Raw genomic sequence first — 19,159 nt, forward strand, 5'->3', positions numbered from 1 at the left:
GCTGCGGGCGGACACCCCCCACCCCGTCCCCTTCCCGCCGTACGCGGGTGCGGGTACGACCCCGCGCGGTCGCAGGCGGCGCGAGTCGCGTCACCCACCCCCGCGTCAGCCACCACCCGCCCGTCTCCTGACACGGCGAACGCCATGCCGCTACGCTCCGTCAGCACATCTGGTCAGGTCACTGGAGGGACGCATGAGCGACGCCCACACAGCCCACACATGGGACGACGTGGACGACTACTTCACCACCCACCTCGCCCGGAACGACGACGCCCTCGACGCCGCCCTGCGGGACAGCGCGTCCGCCCGGCTGCCGCAGGCCAACGTCACCGCGCCCCAGGGCAAGCTGCTCCACCTCCTCGCCCGCATCCAGGGCGCCCGCCGCATCCTGGAGATCGGCACCCTCGGCGGCTACAGCACCATCTGGCTGGCCCGCGCCCTGCCCGCCGACGGCCGTCTGATCAGCCTGGAGTACAGCGCCCGGCACGCCGAGACCGCCGTCCGCAACATCGCCCGCGCGGGGCTGGAGGGCGTCGTCGAGGTGCGGGTCGGGGCCGCGCTGGAGTCGCTGCCCGAGCTGGCCGACGAGAACCCGCCCCCCTTCGACCTGGTCTTCATCGACGCCGACAAGGCCAACAACGCCCGCTACCTGGAGTGGGCGCTGCGGCTGACCCGGACCGGCAGTCTGATCGTCGTGGACAACGTGGTCCGGGGCGGGCGGGTCGCGGACGCGACCAGCGCCGACGCCGATGTCCTCGGCACCCGCGCCGCCGTCGAACTCATCGGCAGCCACCCGAGGCTCGACGGTACGGCGATCCAGACGGTCGGCGGCAAGGGGTGGGACGGGTTCGCGCTGGCCCGCGTGGTGGGCTGACGGCCCGGCTGCGCGGCTCGGTTCGGTCGTCGCCCGGTATGTGGTGTCCGGCACAATGGGGGGCATGACCGAGCGGAAGCCACCCGGCGTCGACTTCGAGAGCTGGGTCGACAAGCAGATTCGTGAGGCGCAGGAACGGGGCGCGTTCGACGGGCTGAAGGGCGCGGGGCAACCGCTGCCTGGCGATGACGGTGCCGCGTACGACGAACTGTGGTGGATCAAGCGGAAGCTGGCCCGCGAGGGCGTGTCCGTGCTGCCGCCGGCGCTGGCGCTGCGCAAGGAGGCGGAGGACGTGCTGACGGCGGTGGCGGAGGCTCCGTCGGAGCGGGCCGTGCGCCGGATGGTCGAGGAGCTGAACGGGAAGATCCGGGAGATGCTGCTCAAGCCGCCGCCCGGCCCCCCGCTGGGGCTCGAGCCCTACGACGTCGAAGAGGTCGTAGGGCGGTGGCGGGAGGGCCGGGCGGAGCGGCAGTAGGCGTCCTGCCGTGTCCTGTCGTGACCTGTCGTGACCTGTCGTCCTACAGGCGCATGAGGTTCTCCGACAGCTCGCGGTAGTCCCGCAGGGCCAGGCGGAGCTGTTCGGTGTCGGCGGCCGTGGCCTGCCGTTCGGTGTCGGCAGACTGCCAGGACGCGCGCAGGGTGCGGCGGCGGCGCGTCACCGCGTCGGCGAAGCGGGAGGCGATCTCCTCCAGGACGCGGTCGGCCTCCTCCACCGCGGCGCGCGGGGCGTCGACGAATCCGGAGACCGCGTGGTGCAGCCGCTGCTCCAGCTTGTCGCACTCCTCGTGCGGGAGGAGGGGCTTGCCCCGGCCGGGACCAGGGGTTTCGGTGGCGGGGGTTCCGGTGGTGGGGGTTCCGGTGGTGGGTCGGGTGCCTTCGGTGCGCAGGCGCGGGGTGGCCTCGGCGCGGGCGCCGGCCGTGTGGTCCGCGGGGGCGCCGGGCGGGGCGTCGGGGTCGAGCGCCGGGCCGGTGCCCGGAGCCTGCCGGCCGGGGGTCTCGGTCGGGTGCCGGCCGGGGGTACCGGTCGGGTGCTGGCCGTGCTCGGCGGGGGCGCCGCCGGTCGGCCGGGTCACGTCGGACATGTGGCTCAACTCTCCTTCGGGTGACGGCGGTTCAGGGCGGCCCAGGGCTGGTGGTGCTCGCGGGCCGGGGTGCGGGTGGCGCGGTGGTCGCCGTGGTCGGTGCGGATCAGCCGCTCGAACAGGGCGCGGGCCTCGACCATGGCCTCCCGCAGCCGCTCGGTGCCGGCGCCGGTGCCGTCGTCCGCCTGGCCGCCGTTGGCCGCGTGGTGCACGCGCCGGTAGCCGTCGACGTGGTGGGCGTGGTGCACGGACAGCGCGGCGAGCTGTTCCTCGTACCGGCCGCCGTCCGGGAAGCCGCGGGCGCCGGCCAGCTCGGAGAGCAGCCGGTCGGCCTCGGCGACCGCCTCGCGGGGGGAGTCGACGAACCGCTCCTGCGCGGCCGTCCAGCGCGCCTCGAACCGGTCCCGTTCGGCCGGCTCCAGGGGCTTGGCGCGCAGTGAGCCGTGCCGCTCCACGCGCTCGGCCAGTTCGCGTTCGGCCGCCTTCGTGTCGCCGTCGTGCCGGGCGACGGTCCGGTCGTACTCGGGTCCGAAGCGCCGCTTCAGGCTCCCGCCGTGCCGGGAGCCCCGGGCGCGCAGGGTCAGGACGGCCGCGACGATCACGGCCGCCACCAACACGATCAGAGCGATGATCACGCCTGTGGACATGGATGCCTTCCAGGTTCTCGGCCCAACCGGCTTTCCGTACGGGCCGGTTCGCGGTTCGGGTACCCCCTGAGGGCCCGTCAAACGGTGGCGGCCGGAGCACGGCGGGCGTACCGCACGGAGGTCAGCGACCGCTGGTACGGGAGCTGCGCGGGCGGGACGGGGCGGGGCGGAAGGTGCTGGACACGCGCGGGGACCTGGTGCGGCCCGTGCGCTGTACGCGCGGATCGGTTACCGGGAGACAGCGGCGTACAACGGCAGCCCGTGCGCGGAGCACTGGTTCGCCGAGCCGCTCGGTGGGCGGGCGGGCCGGGCGGGCCGGGCGGTAGGGGTCAGCCCGACCGGGTGAGGACGCGTTCGTCGTCGTGCGGGCGTTCTCGTTCCGCGCCGCACAGCTCGTCGTTCAGCTCCTCGACCAGGCGGACCAGGTCCCTCGGGCGGTCGGGACCCCACCAGTCGCCGAGGAGTTCGGCCAGCGACTCCTCGCGGGCGTGCGCGAGCCGTTCGGCCGCCTCGCGGCCGTGGTCGGTCAGGATCAGGCCCAGCCCCCGGCGGACGGCGAGGTGCCGGACCTCGGCCTGCCGGGCGGCCTCCAGGACGACGTTCAGCGGTACGGCGCTGCCCTCGGCGAGCCGGCCCGGCTCCACACAGCCGTACCGCCGGATGCGCAGCAGCAGCCAGCTCGTCGCGGGCAGCAGGTCGTACCCGGCGCGGGTGGTGATCTTCCGATAGGCCGTGCGGCGGCCCTCCCGGGTGCCGAGGACCGACAGGGCGCGACACACCTCGTCGTGGGAGGAGCGCTGGACCGGGTTGCTGGCGAAGGTCTGCGCGCCGTCGGGGGCGGTGACCGAGCCGCGCAGCCGGTCCTCCTTCAGGAACCAGGCGAGGACGAAGCCGAGGAGGGCGACCGGGGCGGCGTAGAGGAAGACGTCGGTGATGGAGACGGCGTAGGCGTGCACGGCGTCCGGGCGCAGGGGCGGGGGCAGGGCGGCGATGCCGCGCGGGTCGGACTTCAGGGTGTCGGCGGAGACGCCGGGCGGGAGCCGGTCGCCGCGGAAGGCGTCCGTGAGGTGGGTGCCGAGACGGCTCGCGAAGACGGTGCCGAAGACGGACACGCCGAAGGCCGCGCCGATCGAGCGGAAGAAGGTGGCACCGGAGGTGGCGACGCCCAGATCCTCGTACGGGACGGCGTTCTGGACGATGAGGACGAGGATCTGCATCACCAGGCCCAGGCCCGCTCCGAAGACGAAGAAGAAGGCGCTCATCTCGGCGGTGGGGCTGTTCTCGTCCAGTTGGTGGAGGAGGAGCAGGCCGAGGGCGGTGACGCCGGTGCCGGCGATCGGGAACACCTTCCAGCGGCCGGTGCGGCTGACGATCTGGCCGGAGACGGTGGACGCCAGCAGCAGGCCGATCACCATCGGCAGCATGTGCACCCCGGACATGGTCGGGCTGACGCCCTGCACGACCTGGAGGAAGGTCGGCAGGTACGTCATCGCGCCGAACAGCGCGAAGCCGACGACCAGGCTGATCACGGCCGACAGCACAAAGGTGCGGACGCGGAAGAGGCGGAGGGGCAGGACCGGTTCGGCGGCCCGGCGTTCGGCGGCCACGAACGCCGCGGCCAGCAGGACGCCCAGTACCGCCAGGCCGATGATCTGCGGCGACGACCAGGCCCAGGTGGTCCCGCCGAGGGAGGCGACCAGGACCAGGCAGGTGGCGACGGCGGCGATGAGGAAGGTGCCGAGGTAGTCGATGGCGTGGCGGTCGGCGCGGCGCGGGATGTGCAGGACGGTCGCGATCACGGCGAGGGCGATCACACCGACGGGCAGGTTGATGTAGAAGACCCAGCGCCAGCTGAGGTGCTCGGTGAAGACGCCGCCGAGCAGCGGGCCGAGCACACTGGTGGCGCCGAACACCGCGCCGAACAGGCCCTGGTAGCGGCCCCGTTCACGCGGTGGCACCAGGTCGCCGACGATCGCCATCGACAGCACCATCAGCCCGCCGCCGCCCAGTCCCTGCACCGCCCGGAAGGCGATCAGCTCGCCCATGCTCTGCGCGACCCCGCACAGTGCCGAACCGGCCAGGAAGAGGACGATCGCCGTCTGGAACAGCCGCTTGCGCCCGTACTGGTCGCCGAGCTTGCCCCACAGCGGCGTCGCGGCGGTGGCGGCCAGCAGGTACGCCGTCACGACCCACGACAGGTGCTCCATGCCGCCGAGGTCGCTGACGATGGTGGGCAGCGCCGTCGAGACGATGGTCTGGTCGAGGGCGGCCAGCAGCATGCCGAGGAGCAGCGCCCCGATGGAGACCAGGACACGGCTCGGGACCTGCTCGTGCGGGGTGGTGCGGGCCACGCCCTGTGTGCTGCCGGTGTCCCCGGTCATGGCGGCCTCCTGAAAACTTGGTCACACCTTCCGCCCTGTTCGGTGTGACCGGTTATGGCCTGTTCAGTCGTGCGGAATGCCGGTATTCCGTCGGTCGGTGCCGGGCGGTGGGGGCCGCGGTTCGTGCGGCGGTTGGTGCGGCGCGGAGGGGCACGTGCGTGCGACGGTGGTTGAGATCTGCATAATCACTGGAGTTCGCGAGGGGACGCGAGCGCCGTAAGGGGAGGGGACTGACGCGTGGGACAGCCGGAGGGGCCGGAGAAGCCCGTGGGGCCCGCCGGGGCGGGGCAGCAGGGGGCCGGAGAGCCCCCTGTTCAGGGACGTGAACAGGTGCCTGCGGGGACGGAAGGGCCGGGCGTCCCGGAGGCCGCCGGCCCGGCCTGCCCCGAGTGCGGGGCGCCCCGGCAGGCGGACAACACGCCCTCCTGCGAGTGCGGCCCGCGCGCGGCCGACGCCCTGCTGGAGGCGCGTACGGCCGAGGCGGCCGCCGCGGAGGACTTCAACCCGCTGCGGATACGGCCGTACGTCGCGCTGGAGGAGACGGAGACCGCCGAGGGGGCCGGGGCGGACGCGGACGCCGAGCTGGACGCCGAGGCGGACGCGGGGTCGGGGGCGGGCGGTGCGGGGGCGACGGCCGGAAGGTCGGGCGGGCCGGAGAGGCCGGAGGGGCCAGAGGGGCCGGAGAAGCCGGAGAAGCCGGAGGGTTCCGGCGGAGCCGTTGCGGGAGCGGGCGGTCCGGCGGGGAGTGCCGACCCTGCCGGGCGGGCCGCCGGCACCGGCACCGGGCAGGAGGCCCTGCCGGACGCCGCCGAGACCACCATGCTGCTGCGCGCCCCCGGCGCCGCCCCCGCGCAGGGAACCACGGACCCGGCGGCGGTGACCTCCGTACTCCCCACTCCCCTGGCGCCCCCGCCGAACGCACCCAACGCCACCGACCTGCGGCTCTTCGAACCGACGGACGGCGAGCCCGCCGGACCGCACACCCCCGCGCCCGCGGACCCCGCTGAACGCCGCCCCCGGCGGGCCGCGATGGTCGGCGCCGCGGTGGTCGCCGTCGTGGTGCTGGGCACCGCCGGGTACGCGAGCGGCCTGTTCTCCTACGAGTCACCGACGCGGAACGGGGCCTCGGCGGACGAGGTGCGGGTCGGCGTGCCGGACCAGTCGACCGACCCGGCCTCGGACCAGGAGGCCACCGCCGACGCCTCCGCGTCGTCCGAGCCCACGTCGGCCTCCCCCTCCTCCTCCGCGTCCGGCGACGAGGACGCGAGCCCGTCCTCCTCCGCCTCCCCGTCGGCGTCGGACGCCTCGCCCTCGGCGTCGCGCACCACCGAGCCGAGCCGGTCGGCGACCTCCTCGGAGACCAGCGCCCCGGCGACCGAGCCGCAGCCGGAGGAGGACGACACGGAGGACGGGGAGGCCACGGTGCTGCGGCCCGGCGACGACGGCCCGGAGGTCACCGAGCTCCAGCTGCGGCTGCGCCAGGTGCACCTCTACATGAACGACATCGACGGCAGCTACGACCGCCAGGTCGAGGAGGCCGTCAGCCGCTTCCAGTGGACCCGTGGCATCGACTCCGAGGAGACGGGCACGTACGGGCCGAAGACCCGGGAGCAGCTGGAGCGGGAGACTCAGGAGCCGTAGCCGTCAGGGCGTCGCGAGGTGCCTGACGGGCTTCGCGGCGGGCGTCAGCCGATGTGCAGGCGTACCGTGCCGTCCGCCGCGGCCTCCACCCGGACCTCGGTCAGGTCGCGGACCAGCGCGTCGGGTCCGTGCAGGGCCGCCCGGGGGCCCACGCCGACGACCCGCATGCCGGCGGCGCGCGCGGCGGTGATGCCGGCGCCGGAGTCCTCGAAGGCGACGCAGTCGGCGGGGGCCGTGCCCAGTTCGGCCGCGCCCTTGAGAAAGCCCTCGGGGTCGGGCTTGCTGGCGCCGACCGACTCGGCGGTGACGCGTACGTCGGGCAGGGCCAGCCCGGCGGCGCCCATGCGGGCGGTGGAGAGCGCCACGTCGGCGGAGGTGACGAGGGCGTGCGGCAGGCCGCGCAGGGCGGCGAGGAACTCGGGCGCCCCCGGGATCGGGACGACGCCGTCGGTGTCGGCGGTCTCCTCGGCCAGCATGCGCGCGTTGTCGGCGTGGTTCTGCTCCATGGGCCGGTCGGGCAGCAGCAGCGCCATCGAGGCGTAGCCCTGGCGGCCGTGGACGACCTTCATGACCTCGTCGCCGTCGAGTCCGTTGCGGTCGGCCCAGCGCCGCCAGACACGCTCGACGGAGGCGTCGGAGTTGACGAGGGTGCCGTCCATGTCCAGCAGCAGGGCGCGGGCGGTGAGCACGGTGGTGGCCGTCATCGGCAGACTCCAGGGCGTGGGGAAGTACACAAGGCGGCCCCGCCCGCCGGTCAGGGAGAACGGGCGGGAGCCACTTTGTTCCACCACGGTACAAAACGCGCCGGGGGTCGCGCCAGCGGCAGCGGACATCGTTCATCCGCCGTTCAGGGCGCGGAGGGTGCGGGGAGGGTGCGGGGAGGGACCGAAGAGGCCCTGTAGAGGCCCCGTAGAGGCCCCGTAGAGGCCAAGTGGCGGCCAGGGCAGGCCCGGGGCACAGGCGGGGCTGCCGGCAGCCGGCAGCCGGCAGCCGCAGGTCAGCCCGCCACCGCCTCCCACAGGCTCCACACGCCGAGGCCCAGCATCAGCAGCGCCGCGATCTGCGTGATCAGCTTCAGCGGGACCCGCTTCATCAGCGCCTTCCCGCCGACGATGCCGAGGCCGGCCACCGCCCACAGGGCCAGCACCGCGCCCAGGCCGACGGAGACCGGGTCGTCGTAGCGGGCGGCGAGGTTGGCCGTCATGATCTGCGTGAGGTCGCCGAACTCGGCGACCAGGATGAGCATGAAGCCCGCCCCGGCGACCTTCCAGAAGGACTGGTTCTCCGGCTTGCGGACCTCCTCCTCGTCCTCGTCCTTCTTGAAGAGCAGCACGGCCGCGCCGCCCAGGAACAGCACACCGGTGATCGCGTGCACGATCTGCTGCGGCAGCAGGGTCAGCACACTGCCCGCCGCGACGGCGAGCGCGACGTGCACCAGGAACGCGGCGGCGACGCCCGCGAAGACGTAGGAGGCGCGGTAGCGGGTGCCGAGGACGAGGCCGGCGAGCGCGGTCTTGTCCGGCAGTTCGGCGAGGAAGACGACGCCGAAGACGAGCGCCGTCACGGTGAAGCTGATCAAAAGGTCCTCAATCGGTCGGGGCCGCCCCACCGAGAGTGCTGATCCTGCGGGCGCAAGACACCTCGGCACGGCAGCACATCGTCACCCGGACCACGGGGCACGGGCGTGCACTGCTTGCCGAAGGTCTCGCTGGCGGGTCCCCTGCGGGTACCGCCTCCGGGCGCCGGCTCAGGCGTGCTGAGCAGTATGTCGACGGTCCGGCGAAGAGCTACTCCCCTTCTGCGCCGTCCATGGTACGTGACGGAACGCCCCGTACCTGGTGCCGGGACCCGGGGTTCCCGGCACGGAAGGCCGGATCCGCCCCTTGTTTTGTCATGGACGCGTCATTAACTTCTCACCGGGCGCTCATCCCCCCGCAACACGGCGCCGCGAGCATTCCCTCGCTCGCGCTCACCGCCCCCACCACTCAAGGGAGTTCGCATGTCGAAGTTCTACGCGCGTCGACGGCTGAGCATACTCGCGGCGCTCACCGGAGTCATGGCCTCCGTCGCGCTGTTCAACGGCCCGAACGCCTCCGCCGCCCTCCCCACCCCGGTCAGCGCCTCCACCGCCCGCACCTACCTGGCCTCCCTCACCGTGGCCACCGAGAACCGCACCGGCTACGACCGCGACCTCTTCCCGCACTGGATCACGCAGTCCGGCACCTGCAACACCCGCGAGACCGTCCTCAAGCGCGACGGCTCCAACGTCGTCACCGACTCCGCCTGCGCGTCCACCAGCGGCTCCTGGTACTCCGTCTACGACGGCGCCACCTGGACCGCCGCCTCCGACGTCGACATCGACCACCTCGTGCCGCTGGCCGAGGCATGGGACTCCGGCGCGAGCGGCTGGACCACCTCCCGGCGCCAGGCGTTCGCCAACGACCTGACCCGCCCCCAGCTCATCGCGGTCACCGACAACGTCAACCAGGCCAAGGGCGACCAGGACCCGGCCACCTGGATGCCCTCCCGGACCGCCTACCACTGCACCTACCTGCGCGCCTGGGTGCAGGTGAAGTACTACTACGGCCTCTCGGTCGACTCCGCCGAGAAGTCGGCGCTGACCAGCGGCCTCGCCGGCTGCTGAGCGCCGCGGTCAGCACCCGCCGACCGCCCGCTGCGACCGCCCACTGACCGCCCGCTGATCACCGCTGACCGGGCGATCGGGGACCGACGCCCCGCCGTCTGCCCCCGGAACCACCCCGCCGGCCTCCGTCGTTCCGTACCGTACGGCCCGTACGGGGCGACGGAGAGGGGACTGACACCATGGGCGATCTGCGCCTGGGACCGCTGCTGAGGTACGCCGACGGCCCGTCCGCGACCGTGTGGGTCGAGGCGGACGGCCCGTGCGAGGCCGAGGTGCGCTGCGCCGACGGCGCCGGCGGCACGGCCCGCACCTTCCAGGTGGCGGGCCACCACTACGCCCTCGTCGAGGTGAGCGGCCTGACCCCGGGCACGGCGACGCCGTACGAGGTGTTCCTGGACGGCACGCGCGCGTGGCCGCTGCCGGACTCCCCGTTCCCGCCCTCCGTGATCCGCACGCCCGCGCGGGACGAGGAGACGGTGCGGGTCGCCTTCGGTTCCTGCCGCTGGGCCGCGCCGGCCGCCGGGGAGCAGGACCCGGTGGGCCCGGACGCCCTGGACACGCTCTCCGCCCGGATCGCGGCCGACCCCGAGGGCGAGCGGCCCGACGTCCTGCTGCTCCTGGGTGACCAGGTGTACGCCGACGAGGTCTCCGACGCCACCCGCCGCTGGCTCGCCGGCCGCCGCGACCTCTCCGAGCCGCCGGGCGCCGAGGTCGCGGACTACGAGGAGTACACCCACCTCTACTACGAGTCCTGGCTCGACCCGGAGGTGCGCTGGCTGCTGTCCACCGTGCCCAGCTGCATGATCTTCGACGACCACGACGTCATCGACGACTGGAACACCTCCGCCGCCTGGCTCGCCGACATGCGGGCCACCCCCTGGTGGCGCGAGCGGCTGCTGAGCGGCCTGATGTCGTACTGGGTCCACCAGCACCTCGGGAACCTGTCCCCGGCCGAACTGGCCGCCGACCCCGTCTACGCCGCCGTACGGGAGGGCGCCGACGGCACCGACGCGCTGCGCGCCTTCGCCGCCGGGGCCGACGCCGACGCGGCCTCCGTCCGCTGGAGCTACCGGCGCGACTTCGGCCGGGTACGGCTGCTGATGGTGGACAGCCGCGCGGCCCGGGTCCTCGACGAGCAGCGGCGTTCCATGCTCGACGCCGGGGAGGCCGCGTGGCTGCGCGCCCAGGCCCTGGACGACCGGGGCTCCTACGACCATCTCCTCCTGGGCACCTCGCTGCCCTGGCTGCTCCCGCACCTGGTGCACGACGTGGAGGGGTGGAACGCGGCGCTGTGCCGGGGCGAACGGGGCGCGCGCTGGGCGCGGCTCGGGGAGAAGGTGCGGCGCGCGGCCGACCTGGAGCACTGGGCGGCCTTCCCGTCCTCCTTCGACGCGCTGGCGGCGGTGATAGCGGAGGCGGGCTCGGGAGCCGAGGCCCCGGCGACGGTGTGCGTGCTGTCGGGGGACGTGCACCACGCGTACATCGCCGAGCCGACCTGGGTCAGGCCGGAGGACGGTCCCTCGGCCCGGGTGGTCCAGCTGACCTGTTCGCCGGTGCACAACTCCGTGCCGCTCTCCATCCGCCTCGGCTTCCGCTTCGGCTGGAGCGCGCCGGCCCGGGCGCTGGGCCGGCTGTTCGCCCGGCACGGGCGCCTGTCCCGGCCGGCGGTGCGCTGGCGCCGGGACGGCGGCCCCTGGTTCGGCAACCAGCTGATGACGCTGACCCTGCGCGGGCGGTCGGCCCGGCTGCGGCTGGAGAAGGCGTCGGCGGCGGGGCCGGACGGGCAGGCGGCGCTGCGAACGATCACGGAGGCGAAGCTGTCGTGATGCTGTCAATGTCGGCATGACTGGATGTTGAGATTGCAAGCACTTGTTAGGTCTGCCTAACGTGGAGGCACTTCCGTCCCCCGAAGTGACCGGCCCCTCAGGACCGGTCCCACCGAAGGAGTGCCCCCCACATGACCGGACGCCTCAACAGCGCCCAGCCGTACGCCCTCGGCCTGTTCCGCATCGTCGTCGGCCTGCTCTTCGCCTGCCACGGCGCCGCCTCCCTCTTCGGGGTCCTCGGCGGCGCCGCGGGCACCGAGGGCGGCACCGTCGAGGCCGGCACCTGGCCCAACTGGTACGCCGCCGTGATCCAGCTCGTCGGCGGCGCGCTGGTCCTGCTCGGCCTGGGCACCCGCGCGGCCGCGTTCGTCTCCTCGGGCTCGATGGCCTACGCGTACTTCAAGATGCACCAGCCCGGCGCCCTGTGGCCGATGGAGAACGGCGGTGAGGCCTCCGCGATGTTCTGCTGGGCCTTCCTGCTGCTGGTCTTCACCGGCTCCGGTGCCTTCGGCCTGGACCGGCTGCTGACCCGGCGCACCACCGGTGAGGAGCCGGCGCGGACGGCCGAGCGGCAGACGCCGGTGTCGGTCTGATCCGGGCCCGCCGACCGGGAACGGTGCCGTCCGCCGCATGCGGAGGGCACCGTTCCCTTTTGCGGGGCGGGGCGGCGCTGCCGGTCAGCCGGTGGGCCGGAACGGCACCGTGAAGCAGGCGACACGGGCGCCGGAGTTGCCCGGCCGGTCGTGGATCACCACGGACGACGCCTCACCCGGCCGGAACCCCCAGGCGTGGCGGGTGAGGGCCCAGCCCTTGCCGTACGCGTCGGCGGTGAAGTCGAGCCACACCTCGTTCTCGGGGTTGGCGTGGGCCGGGTCGGTGGACGGCCGGTGCTGGTAGTGCCCGCCCGCCGCGGCCGGGTCGGCGCCGCACGGCTTCTGGTGCACATGGGCGCCGTACACGTGCCCCGGGTCCAGACCGCGCACCCGCAGCCGTACGGTGGTCGCGCCGCCGCGCTCGGTGTCCTGGCGCACCTCGATCCAGGAGCCGGGCGGGACCAGGTCCCGGTCGTACGTCAGTGCCTTCCGCGAGGCGCCGTCGCCGGGCGGCGCGAACCGGGCGTCCGTGCGCAGCGAGAGGCCGTCCGCCCCGCCGGGGGCGCCGGTCGCCAGTACGGCCGCGGCGACGGCGCCCGCGCATATTCCTGCCACCATGATGTGTTCCGTTCGTCGGGTTCGGGATGTCCGGGAGAGGCGAGGAGTCCCCCGGCGCCTCGCCCCACCGTCGTTGCTACGGGACACCGGCACCGGCCGCCCCCGGGAGGCGGCAGCCGGGTGAACCCGCGGTGTCGGGCGCGCGAGCCCCTGTGAACCCGCTGCCGTACCCCAGGCGTACGCTGTGTGGCTGTCATCGGCCTCCCCTGCCGTCCCGCGCGGCGCGGCTGGTCAGGCCCACGGGGGAGCCATGGGGAGTCACGGTGTTCGGAAGTATGGGTTCGCTGGTCAGCAGCCCTTGGATCTACGCCTTCGTGGCGCTCTCCGTACTCCTGGACGTGTTCCTGCCCGTGCTGCCGAGCGGCGTACTGGTGATCGCGGCGGCCACCGCGGCGGCGGCCGGTTCGGGCGCCGCCACCGGCCAGGTCCCGCACGACGTGCCCGACATCCTGCTCCTGACCCTCTGCGCCACCACCGCGTCCGTCCTCGGTGACCTGGTCGCCTACCGCCTCGCCCGGCGCGGCGGGCCGCGGCTGGACCGCGCGATCGCCCGTTCCCGCCGGCTGACCAAGGCGCAGGAACGTCTCGGCGCCGCGCTGGCCCGCGGCGGCGGCGCGCTGGTGGTGCTGGCCCGGTTCGCCCCGGCCGGGCGTTCGATCGTCTCCCTCGGCGCCGGCGCCGCCCACCGCCGGGTGCGGGAGTTCCTGCCCTGGTCCGCCCTGGCCGGGCTGTCCTGGGCCGCCTACAGCGTGGCCCTGGGCTACTTCGGCGGCCAGTGGCTGGGCGCGACGTGGCTGGCGACGGGGGTCTCCCTCGTCGCCCTGTTCGGGGCGGGGGCGGGGGCGGCCCTGCTGGTGCGGCGCCCGCCGCGGGCGACGGAGTCCTCGTCGGCGCCGTGACCTCCGTGGGGGCGAGCGGCCGGCCTCAGCCCGCCCGGCGCGGCTGAGCCCCTCCCCGTACCTCCAGGCCGGCCAGCAGGTCGGCCGTCGCCTCGGCGACCGCGTCCACGGCGCGGTCGAACACCTCCTCGTTGTGCGCGGCCGGCGCCCGGAACCCGGACACCTTGCGCACGTACTGGAGGGCGGCGGCCCGGATCTCGTCGTCGGTGGCCTGCTCGGCCAGCACGGGCGGTCGTAGCGTCTTGATACTGCGGCACATGCCTCCAGTCTCTCCCGCGCTCGCGCACTCGTCCGCGTGAACCGCCAGGAAGAACGCGCGACCCAAAATCGAACAGGAGTATTATTGCGGCGTGGCTACGACCTATGACTTTCCGAGTGACCTCCTCGCCGGCCAGGAGGAACTCCATCAGGTCAGGGCCGACCTGTCGGCCCTGTTGAAACGGCTTCCCTGGTCCGTGGAACCGGTGGACGGCTTCAGCGACGACAACGGCTGGCGCAAGGTGGAGCGCCCGGCCTCCCCCGGCTGGTCCGAGGACGAACAGGCCGAGGTGGAGAAGCTGCGCCGACGCGAGCGGGAACTGGCGGTGTTCGTCACCACCCACCGCTACTGGGCCCAGTTCACCGGCTCCGACCAGGTCGCGGCCCGCTCCCGCCTCAAGCACGCCCACGAGACCCCGCCGGAGGACGAGGCGTGAAGGGTCCGTCCGAGGACGGTGTGCGAGGGACTGCCGACGACGGACGGCGCGCACGGCACGCGAGAGGCCCCCGGAAGATCTCCGAGGGCCTCTGACACCGGTGCCCGGCACCGGTCCTGGTGGGCGCGGACGGTTTCGAACCGCCGACATCCTGCTTGTAAGGCAGGCGCTCTACCCCTGAGCTACGCACCCAGACGAGTCGACAGCCTACATTGCCCGGACCACCGCCTCGCAAACCCCTACCGCCGGTCCCTCCCTCCCCCTGCCGGGGGTTAACCCCACCATCGATACGGGAGCGTCCTGGATCGCGGGGGCACGCCCCGGAAACCTACGGTCGTAGAGCCTCGCCGCACCGCGCCTCCCCCGGAGGCACCCGGCGCACAGGCTCACCGTCCGTCCCAGGGGGAGACCGTCATGTCCCGTACCGTTCCCGCCCGCGCGCTCGCCGCCGCCGGGGCCGTCGTCCTCGCCGTCGCGGGGCTCGCGGCCTGCGCCTCGCCCGACGAGGACAAGGACCCCGACCAGCGGTCCTTCGCCCTCCAGGGCCGCACGCTCACCGTCGACTCCGACGACTCCGCCCTGGAGATCGTCGCCGCGGAGGGCAACGAGGCGGGCCGCGTCGGCGTCACCCGGTGGTTCACGGGATCGGTGACCGTCGGGAAGGAACCCAAGGTGACCTGGACGATGGACGGCGACCGCCTGGTGCTGCGGACGGACTGCACCGGCTTCATCGCCGACTGCGCGGCCAGGCACCGCATCGAGGTGCCCCGGGGCGTGGCCGTCAAGGTCGAGGACGACGACGGCAGCGTACGGGCGCGGGGATTCCGGGACGCGCTGGACATCCGCACCCAGGACGGCTCCGTCCACGTCACCGACTCCACCGGCCCGCTCGACCTGCGCAGCGACGACGGTTCGGTCCGCGCGGAGGTCTCCTCGCGACGGGTGACGGCACAGACCAAGGACGGCTCGGTGCGCCTCGAACTCGGTGCCGTGCCCCACCTGGTCGACGCCCGCAGCGACGACGGCTCGGTCACCGTCGGGCTGCCCCGGGCCACCTACGAGGTGACGGCGGAGACCGACGACGGCTCCGTGGACGTGTCCGTGCCCCGCGACGACTCCAGCGCCCATGTGGTGAACGCCCGTACCGCCGACGGCAAAGTCACGGTCCGCGCCGCGAACTGACCGGCCCGTGTGTTCGTCCTCAACGGGTGGGACAATGAACCCGGGCAGGGCGGACGACACGGGAGAGGGATGTGACGGCGACACCATCGCAGCCGTATACGCCGCCGATGGTGCCCTGCGCGCCACGTCCACGGCTCCTTCCGCACCGCCGGCCCCGCTCGCACCCCCGCGGTCCCGGCGCCCCGCGTGGCACGCTCGTCCTGCGTGACACGCTCGTCCTGCGTGACACGCTCGTCCTGCTGGGGCTGCCGCTGCTCGCCGTGCCGGTGCTGGCCGGCGCGTTCGCCGGCGGCGGCACCCGGCGCTGGTTCGGCGGGCGGGCCGAGAACCAGCGGGCAGAAGCCCAGACCGCCAAGGACGAGGCCGCCGCCGCGTTCTACGAGCTGGACACCGCCCAGCGTGACCTGCGGATCTCCATCGAGACGATCACCGCCGTCGACGACTCCCCCGCCGCCCGGCGCGCGGTCGACGGCTTCGAGGCCCTCGGCCGGCGCATCGACGAGGCCAGCCGGCAGTACATCGGCGCCGTCGACGCCCACGACCTCGACCGGGACGACCTGGAGGCCTCGGCCGCCGCCCGCGCCCGCGCCGAACTGACCGCCGCCAAGGAGGAACTGGGCCGGGTCAAGCAGGACCTGGACCGCTTCGCCGAGGGCCTCGGCCCACTGCTCGGCAAGGCCGAGACCCAGCTGGCCCGGCTCGCCCCCGCCGTGGAGCGGGCCCGGCAGTCCCTGCTGGCCGCCTCCGACGCCCTGGACGCCGTACGCGGCTCAGGGCTGACCGCGGACGACCTCGCCGCCCGGCTCGCCGCCCTCGCCCCGGAGCTGACCAAGCTCAACCAGGGTGCCGGCCGGCACGGTGTGCCCCAGACCCTGGAGCGCGCCGAACGCGTCACCCGCGAGGCCGAGACGGTCCGGGCCGAGGCCGAACGGCTGCCCGAACGGGCCGCCGAGACCGACAAACGGCTGGTCTCCCTGCGCACCCGCGCCCAGGCCCTCACCACCCGCGCCGAACAGGTCGAACCCGTCCTCAGCGAACTGCGGCGACGCTTCACCGCCGCCTGCTGGCAGGACCTCCAGCACGTACCCGACCAGGCCCGCGAGACCGTCCGGCAGGCCGAACGGAAGCTGGCCGAGGCCCGGTCCGCCCGCGACGAACAACGCTGGCCCGACGCCACCGCACTGCTGTCGACGGTACGGGCCCTGCTGAACGAGACCGACGAGGCCGTGTCCGCCGCCGGCGACCGGCTCCGCCTGCTCAACGCCGTGCAGAAGGACCCCCGGGACGAGATCGAACGGACCCGGTTCGCCATCCGCGACGCCCAGCGGCTGGCCATGGCCGGCCGCACCACCCCCGACCCCCGGGACGCACGCCCACTGGACGACGCCGTGGCCCGGCTGGAACGCGCGATCGGCACCCTGGAGGGCAGGCACCCCGACTACTGGCACTTCCTCACCGAGACGGACGCGGTCCGCCGCACGGTCGCCCACGTGGTCGGCCGGATACGGGAGGAACGCGGGGCCGGGCACTAGGACTGCCGGGCCGGGCACCAGGACTGCCGGGCCGGGCACCAGGACTGCCGGGCCGGGCACCAGGACTGCCGGGCCGGGCACCAGGACTGTGACGTGCCGCGCCGGGCTCCGAGTCCGCGACGTGGTCCGCCGGCCGGTCTGAGGCCGGGAGCCCTGACGTGGTGCTGACGAAGGCTCTGACGTGTTCTGGCTTGGTCCGGACCGTGCTCTGGTCTGGTCCCTACGTCGTCCTGGCCCGCTCCTGCCGTACTCCTGCTGTACTCCGCTGTACTTCTGCCGTGGCACCGTGGACGCCGGTTAACCTGTGCTCATGCCTCGATACGAGTACCGCTGCCGCAGCTGCGGCGACACGTTCGAACTGAGCCGTCCCATGGCCGAGTCCTCCGCTCCCGCAGCCTGCCCGGCGGGCCACGACGACACGGTGAAGCTGCTGTCGACGGTCGCGGTCGGCGGTTCCTCCTCCGCTCCGGCTCCGGCATCCGGGTCCGGCGGAGGTGGTGGCGGTGGCGGTTGCTGCGGAGGGGGCTGCTGCGGCTGACGCAGTCCGCGAACCCTGCGAGCACTGCCGCTTCTTCGGCCCGCAGCCCGCGTCCGCCGCCGACCGGCGGGCGTCCGCCGCAGGCCTCCGCCCCCGCCTCGGCCCTGTCGCCCGTACCCGGCCCGGCGAGAACGACTGTCGCGGCCGGCGCGCACCTGATGCCGTGCCCGGCCGGCGCCTCAGCTCCCCAGGTACCGCAGTACCGCCAGAACTCTGCGCGAATAGCCCTCACCTCCCGTCAGTTCGAGCTTGTCGAAGATGGCGTTGATGTGCTTCTCCACTCCGCTCAACGAGATGTGCAGTCGCCGGGCGATCGCCGCGTTGGTGTGTCCCTGCGCCATCTCGGCCAGTACCGCCCGCTCCCGTGCCGTGAGCCGGGCCAGCGGGTCGGTGTGTGTCGTGCGGCCCAGCAACTGCCGGACGACCTCGGGGTCGAAGGCGGCCCGGCCGGCGGCCACCCTCTCCAGCGCGTCGAGGAACTCGTCGACCTGGACCACCCGGTCCTTGAGCAGATATCCCACCCCTTCCGAGTCACCGGTGAGCAACTCCGTCGCGTACCGCTTCTCCACGTACTGCGAGAGCACCAGGACCCCGACGGCCGGCCGGCGCTCCCGGATCTCCAGGGCCGCGCGCAGCCCCTCGTCCGTATGGGTCGGGGGCATCCGGACGTCGGCGACCACCACGTCCGGCGGGTCCTCGGCGACCGCCGCCAGCAGCGCCTCCGCGTTGCCGACAGCCGCGACGACCTCGTGCCCCTCCTCCGCCAGCAGGCGCACCAGGCCCTCCCGCAGCAGGGTCGAGTCCTCGGCGAGCATCACCCGCATGGCAGCTCCGCCGCCACCAGCGTGGGGCCGCCCGGCGGGCTGACCACGCTCAGGCTGCCGTCGAGAGCGGCGACCCGCCGGGCGAGCCCGAACAGTCCGCTGCCCGTGGCGTTCGCCCCGCCGCAGCCGTCGTCCCGGACCTCCACGTGCACCATCCCCTCCTCTTCCGCGACCACGACGGTTATCCGCGTCGGTGCCGCGTGCTTGACCGCGTTGGTGACCGCCTCGCACACCACGAAGTACGCGACGGTAGCGAGCGCCCGCTCCGGTTCCTCCACCAGGCCGTACTCCACCCGCACGGGCACGGACGCCCGCTCGGCCACCGTCTCCAACGCCGCCCGCAGGCCGGCCTCGTCCAGCGTGGTCGGATAGATCCGCCACGCCACCTCGCGCAGTTCCTCCAGGGCCTGTCTGCTCTCCTGGTGGGCCTGGCCCAGCAGGTGGTCCCTGTGCTCGGCGTCCTGGCTGCGCCGGGCGCGGCCGAGCAGCATCCCGAGGGCGACGAGCCGCTGCTGCACCCCGTCGTGCAGGTCGCGTTCGATGCGGCGGCGTTCGTCGTGCACCGCGTCGACCACGGCGGCGCGGCTCGCGGACAGCTCGGCGATGCGCTGCTCCAGCTCCTCCTGGTGGCGGGGACCGTAGAAGCGCCGGGCCAGCCGGCCCTCCAGCCCGGCGACGCCGAATATCCCCTGGACGGCGAGGAACAGCAGGAAGAAGCCGCCGAAGCTGCTGAGGACGACCGAGCCGGGGTCGCGTATGCCGTCCAGCCACAGCCAGCCGTACGCCCAGAACATGCCGTACCCGAGGCCCGCCGCCGCCGACAGCATCACCACCCCGCCCAGGGCTCCCAGCGTCCACCGGCAGGACACGTACCGCAGGGCCCGCATGTCCTCGTACGCGGGCGGGACGCGGATGCCGAGCCAGGTCCGCAGCCGGGTCCGCTCCCACTCCGCCAGTCTCCGCGCGCACGTGAGGACCGGTCGGAGGGCGGCACGGCGCCCGGCCGGCCAGGCCGCCACCGGCAGCAGGGCCGCACCGGCCACAACGGTGAAGAGCAGCTCGACGACGGCCGCGGCGGCTCCCGTGATCAGGCCCACCCCGCACCGCACTCCGCGTCGCGCCATGTCTCGCATGATCGTGAGGCTAGTCGTGGGCGGGAGGCCCGCACACTGCGGAAAACCGC

The 19,159-nt window shown here is 74.0% G+C and carries 20 protein-coding genes, 1 tRNA gene and 1 pseudogene; 12 read left to right on the forward strand and 10 right to left on the reverse strand.

Annotated features, from left to right (window positions below; all coding sequences use genetic code 11):
• Nucleotides 1–193: 193 nt before the first annotated feature.
• Both ACIQR3_RS37500 and ACIQR3_RS37505 read left to right on the forward strand, forming a co-directional pair.
• Nucleotides 194–874, forward strand: coding sequence for an O-methyltransferase (locus tag ACIQR3_RS37500; protein ID WP_403545970.1), 681 nt, complete (start codon nucleotides 194–196; stop codon nucleotides 872–874).
• 64 nt (nucleotides 875–938) lie between these two features.
• Nucleotides 939–1,349 carry a DUF1992 domain-containing protein gene (locus ACIQR3_RS37505; protein WP_403545972.1) on the forward strand — a complete coding sequence of 137 codons (411 nt, stop codon included), beginning with the start codon at nucleotides 939–941 and terminating at the stop codon, nucleotides 1,347–1,349.
• Nucleotides 1,350–1,392: 43 nt separating this feature from the next.
• Here ACIQR3_RS37505 and ACIQR3_RS37510 read toward each other — a convergent pair whose 3' ends face one another.
• Both ACIQR3_RS37510 and ACIQR3_RS37515 read right to left on the reverse strand, forming a co-directional pair.
• A complete protein-coding gene (locus ACIQR3_RS37510; protein ID WP_403545974.1) occupies nucleotides 1,393–1,956 on the reverse strand; it encodes a hypothetical protein in 564 nt (187 codons plus the stop codon).
• A 5-nt stretch (nucleotides 1,957–1,961) separates the two neighbouring features.
• Complete coding sequence (locus tag ACIQR3_RS37515) at nucleotides 1,962–2,603, reverse strand: hypothetical protein (RefSeq protein WP_403545975.1); 642 nt, start codon at nucleotides 2,601–2,603, stop codon at nucleotides 1,962–1,964.
• 158 nt (nucleotides 2,604–2,761) lie between these two features.
• Here ACIQR3_RS37515 and ACIQR3_RS37520 point away from each other — a divergent pair.
• Nucleotides 2,762–2,949 (forward strand): annotated as a pseudogene (locus ACIQR3_RS37520) (hypothetical protein); the annotation flags it as partial.
• Here ACIQR3_RS37520 and ACIQR3_RS37525 read toward each other — a convergent pair.
• Nucleotides 2,933–4,984 (reverse strand): MDR family MFS transporter, encoded by a 2,052-nt coding sequence (locus tag ACIQR3_RS37525; RefSeq protein ID WP_403545976.1) that lies wholly within the window; start codon nucleotides 4,982–4,984, stop codon nucleotides 2,933–2,935. The pseudogene ACIQR3_RS37520 and the gene ACIQR3_RS37525 sit on opposite strands and share 17 nt — an antisense overlap.
• Before the next feature lie 330 nt (nucleotides 4,985–5,314).
• On the opposite strand from ACIQR3_RS37525, the gene ACIQR3_RS37530 reads away from it, so the two are divergent.
• Nucleotides 5,315–6,625, forward strand: coding sequence for a peptidoglycan-binding protein (locus tag ACIQR3_RS37530; protein ID WP_403545978.1), 1,311 nt, complete (start codon nucleotides 5,315–5,317; stop codon nucleotides 6,623–6,625).
• A 44-nt stretch (nucleotides 6,626–6,669) separates the two neighbouring features.
• Here the strand turns inward: ACIQR3_RS37530 and ACIQR3_RS37535 are convergent, their stop codons facing one another.
• On the reverse strand, nucleotides 6,670–7,329 hold the full coding sequence (locus tag ACIQR3_RS37535) for an HAD family hydrolase (RefSeq protein ID WP_403545980.1): 660 nt from the start codon (nucleotides 7,327–7,329) through the stop codon (nucleotides 6,670–6,672).
• 293 nt (nucleotides 7,330–7,622) lie between these two features.
• Nucleotides 7,623–8,204, reverse strand: coding sequence for a TMEM165/GDT1 family protein (locus ACIQR3_RS37540; RefSeq protein ID WP_215171806.1), 582 nt, complete (start codon nucleotides 8,202–8,204; stop codon nucleotides 7,623–7,625).
• A gap of 420 nt (nucleotides 8,205–8,624) precedes the next feature.
• Here ACIQR3_RS37540 and ACIQR3_RS37545 point away from each other — a divergent pair, with 420 nt between their 5' ends.
• The 3 genes from ACIQR3_RS37545 (at nucleotide 8,625) to ACIQR3_RS37555 (ending at nucleotide 11,688) form a co-directional block, all read left to right on the forward strand.
• A complete protein-coding gene (locus tag ACIQR3_RS37545) occupies nucleotides 8,625–9,269 on the forward strand; it encodes an HNH endonuclease family protein (RefSeq protein WP_215171808.1) in 645 nt (214 codons plus the stop codon).
• A 179-nt stretch (nucleotides 9,270–9,448) separates the two neighbouring features.
• A complete protein-coding gene (locus ACIQR3_RS37550) occupies nucleotides 9,449–11,095 on the forward strand; it encodes an alkaline phosphatase D family protein (RefSeq protein WP_403545982.1) in 1,647 nt (548 codons plus the stop codon).
• 131 nt (nucleotides 11,096–11,226) lie between these two features.
• Nucleotides 11,227–11,688, forward strand: a complete 462-nt coding sequence (locus ACIQR3_RS37555; protein WP_403545984.1) for a DoxX family protein — start codon at nucleotides 11,227–11,229, stop codon at nucleotides 11,686–11,688.
• Nucleotides 11,689–11,772: 84 nt separating this feature from the next.
• On the opposite strand, the gene ACIQR3_RS37560 is transcribed toward ACIQR3_RS37555, so the two are convergent.
• Nucleotides 11,773–12,306, reverse strand: a complete 534-nt coding sequence (locus ACIQR3_RS37560) for a superoxide dismutase family protein (RefSeq protein ID WP_403545986.1) — start codon at nucleotides 12,304–12,306, stop codon at nucleotides 11,773–11,775.
• A gap of 275 nt (nucleotides 12,307–12,581) precedes the next feature.
• On the opposite strand from ACIQR3_RS37560, the gene ACIQR3_RS37565 reads away from it, so the two are divergent.
• The gene (locus ACIQR3_RS37565; protein WP_403546012.1) at nucleotides 12,582–13,205 is read left to right on the forward strand and encodes a DedA family protein; all 624 of its coding nucleotides are present in this window, start codon (nucleotides 12,582–12,584) and stop codon (nucleotides 13,203–13,205) included.
• Nucleotides 13,206–13,230: 25 nt separating this feature from the next.
• On the opposite strand, the gene ACIQR3_RS37570 is transcribed toward ACIQR3_RS37565, so the two are convergent.
• The gene (locus ACIQR3_RS37570; RefSeq protein ID WP_403545988.1) at nucleotides 13,231–13,464 is read right to left on the reverse strand and encodes a DUF2277 domain-containing protein; all 234 of its coding nucleotides are present in this window, start codon (nucleotides 13,462–13,464) and stop codon (nucleotides 13,231–13,233) included.
• Nucleotides 13,465–13,555: 91 nt separating this feature from the next.
• On the opposite strand from ACIQR3_RS37570, the gene ACIQR3_RS37575 reads away from it, so the two are divergent.
• Nucleotides 13,556–13,900: a hypothetical protein gene (locus tag ACIQR3_RS37575; protein WP_403545990.1), complete on the forward strand. Its 345-nt coding sequence runs from the start codon at nucleotides 13,556–13,558 to the stop codon at nucleotides 13,898–13,900.
• A 117-nt stretch (nucleotides 13,901–14,017) separates the two neighbouring features.
• Here ACIQR3_RS37575 and ACIQR3_RS37580 read toward each other — a convergent pair.
• Nucleotides 14,018–14,092 (reverse strand) — tRNA-Val (locus ACIQR3_RS37580).
• 222 nt (nucleotides 14,093–14,314) lie between these two features.
• Here ACIQR3_RS37580 and ACIQR3_RS37585 point away from each other — a divergent pair.
• The 3 genes from ACIQR3_RS37585 to ACIQR3_RS37595 all read left to right on the forward strand — a co-directional run bounded on the left by ACIQR3_RS37585 (nucleotide 14,315) and on the right by ACIQR3_RS37595 (nucleotide 17,152).
• A complete protein-coding gene (locus ACIQR3_RS37585) occupies nucleotides 14,315–15,082 on the forward strand; it encodes a DUF4097 family beta strand repeat-containing protein (RefSeq protein ID WP_403545992.1) in 768 nt (255 codons plus the stop codon).
• A 71-nt stretch (nucleotides 15,083–15,153) separates the two neighbouring features.
• Nucleotides 15,154–16,614, forward strand: coding sequence for a hypothetical protein (locus ACIQR3_RS37590; RefSeq protein ID WP_403545994.1), 1,461 nt, complete (start codon nucleotides 15,154–15,156; stop codon nucleotides 16,612–16,614).
• 310 nt (nucleotides 16,615–16,924) lie between these two features.
• Nucleotides 16,925–17,152, forward strand: a complete 228-nt coding sequence (locus ACIQR3_RS37595) for a zinc ribbon domain-containing protein (protein ID WP_403545996.1) — start codon at nucleotides 16,925–16,927, stop codon at nucleotides 17,150–17,152.
• Nucleotides 17,153–17,331: 179 nt separating this feature from the next.
• On the opposite strand, the gene ACIQR3_RS37600 is transcribed toward ACIQR3_RS37595, so the two are convergent.
• Complete coding sequence (locus ACIQR3_RS37600; RefSeq protein WP_403545998.1) at nucleotides 17,332–17,976, reverse strand: response regulator; 645 nt, start codon at nucleotides 17,974–17,976, stop codon at nucleotides 17,332–17,334.
• A complete protein-coding gene (locus ACIQR3_RS37605; protein ID WP_403545999.1) occupies nucleotides 17,967–19,109 on the reverse strand; it encodes a sensor histidine kinase in 1,143 nt (380 codons plus the stop codon). Before ACIQR3_RS37605 ends, ACIQR3_RS37600 begins: the two co-directional genes overlap by 10 nt.
• Between the last annotated feature and the right edge of the window lie 50 nt (nucleotides 19,110–19,159).

The organism is Streptomyces sp. NPDC090994 (assembly GCF_044768905.1).
Taxonomy (GTDB): Bacteria; Actinomycetota; Actinomycetes; order Streptomycetales; family Streptomycetaceae; genus Streptomyces.

What these genes read in the sequence shown, in the direction of transcription:
- ACIQR3_RS37500 (WP_403545970.1), top strand. Translation starts at nt 194, where the DNA reads ATGAGCGACGCCCACACAGCCCACACATGGGACGACGTGGACGACTAC.
- ACIQR3_RS37505 (WP_403545972.1), top strand. Translation starts at nt 939, where the DNA reads ATGACCGAGCGGAAGCCACCCGGCGTCGACTTCGAGAGCTGGGTCGAC.
- ACIQR3_RS37510 (WP_403545974.1), bottom strand. Translation starts at nt 1,956, where the DNA reads ATGTCCGACGTGACCCGGCCGACCGGCGGCGCCCCCGCCGAGCACGGC.
- ACIQR3_RS37515 (WP_403545975.1), bottom strand. Translation starts at nt 2,603, where the DNA reads ATGTCCACAGGCGTGATCATCGCTCTGATCGTGTTGGTGGCGGCCGTG.
- ACIQR3_RS37525 (WP_403545976.1), bottom strand. Translation starts at nt 4,984, where the DNA reads ATGACCGGGGACACCGGCAGCACACAGGGCGTGGCCCGCACCACCCCG.
- ACIQR3_RS37535 (WP_403545980.1), bottom strand. Translation starts at nt 7,329, where the DNA reads ATGACGGCCACCACCGTGCTCACCGCCCGCGCCCTGCTGCTGGACATG.
- ACIQR3_RS37545 (WP_215171808.1), top strand. Translation starts at nt 8,625, where the DNA reads ATGTCGAAGTTCTACGCGCGTCGACGGCTGAGCATACTCGCGGCGCTC.
- ACIQR3_RS37550 (WP_403545982.1), top strand. Translation starts at nt 9,449, where the DNA reads ATGGGCGATCTGCGCCTGGGACCGCTGCTGAGGTACGCCGACGGCCCG.
- ACIQR3_RS37555 (WP_403545984.1), top strand. Translation starts at nt 11,227, where the DNA reads ATGACCGGACGCCTCAACAGCGCCCAGCCGTACGCCCTCGGCCTGTTC.
- ACIQR3_RS37560 (WP_403545986.1), bottom strand. Translation starts at nt 12,306, where the DNA reads ATGGTGGCAGGAATATGCGCGGGCGCCGTCGCCGCGGCCGTACTGGCG.
- ACIQR3_RS37565 (WP_403546012.1), top strand. Translation starts at nt 12,582, where the DNA reads ATGGGTTCGCTGGTCAGCAGCCCTTGGATCTACGCCTTCGTGGCGCTC.
- ACIQR3_RS37570 (WP_403545988.1), bottom strand. Translation starts at nt 13,464, where the DNA reads ATGTGCCGCAGTATCAAGACGCTACGACCGCCCGTGCTGGCCGAGCAG.
- ACIQR3_RS37585 (WP_403545992.1), top strand. Translation starts at nt 14,315, where the DNA reads ATGTCCCGTACCGTTCCCGCCCGCGCGCTCGCCGCCGCCGGGGCCGTC.
- ACIQR3_RS37595 (WP_403545996.1), top strand. Translation starts at nt 16,925, where the DNA reads ATGCCTCGATACGAGTACCGCTGCCGCAGCTGCGGCGACACGTTCGAA.
- ACIQR3_RS37600 (WP_403545998.1), bottom strand. Translation starts at nt 17,976, where the DNA reads ATGCGGGTGATGCTCGCCGAGGACTCGACCCTGCTGCGGGAGGGCCTG.
- ACIQR3_RS37605 (WP_403545999.1), bottom strand. Translation starts at nt 19,109, where the DNA reads ATGCGAGACATGGCGCGACGCGGAGTGCGGTGCGGGGTGGGCCTGATC.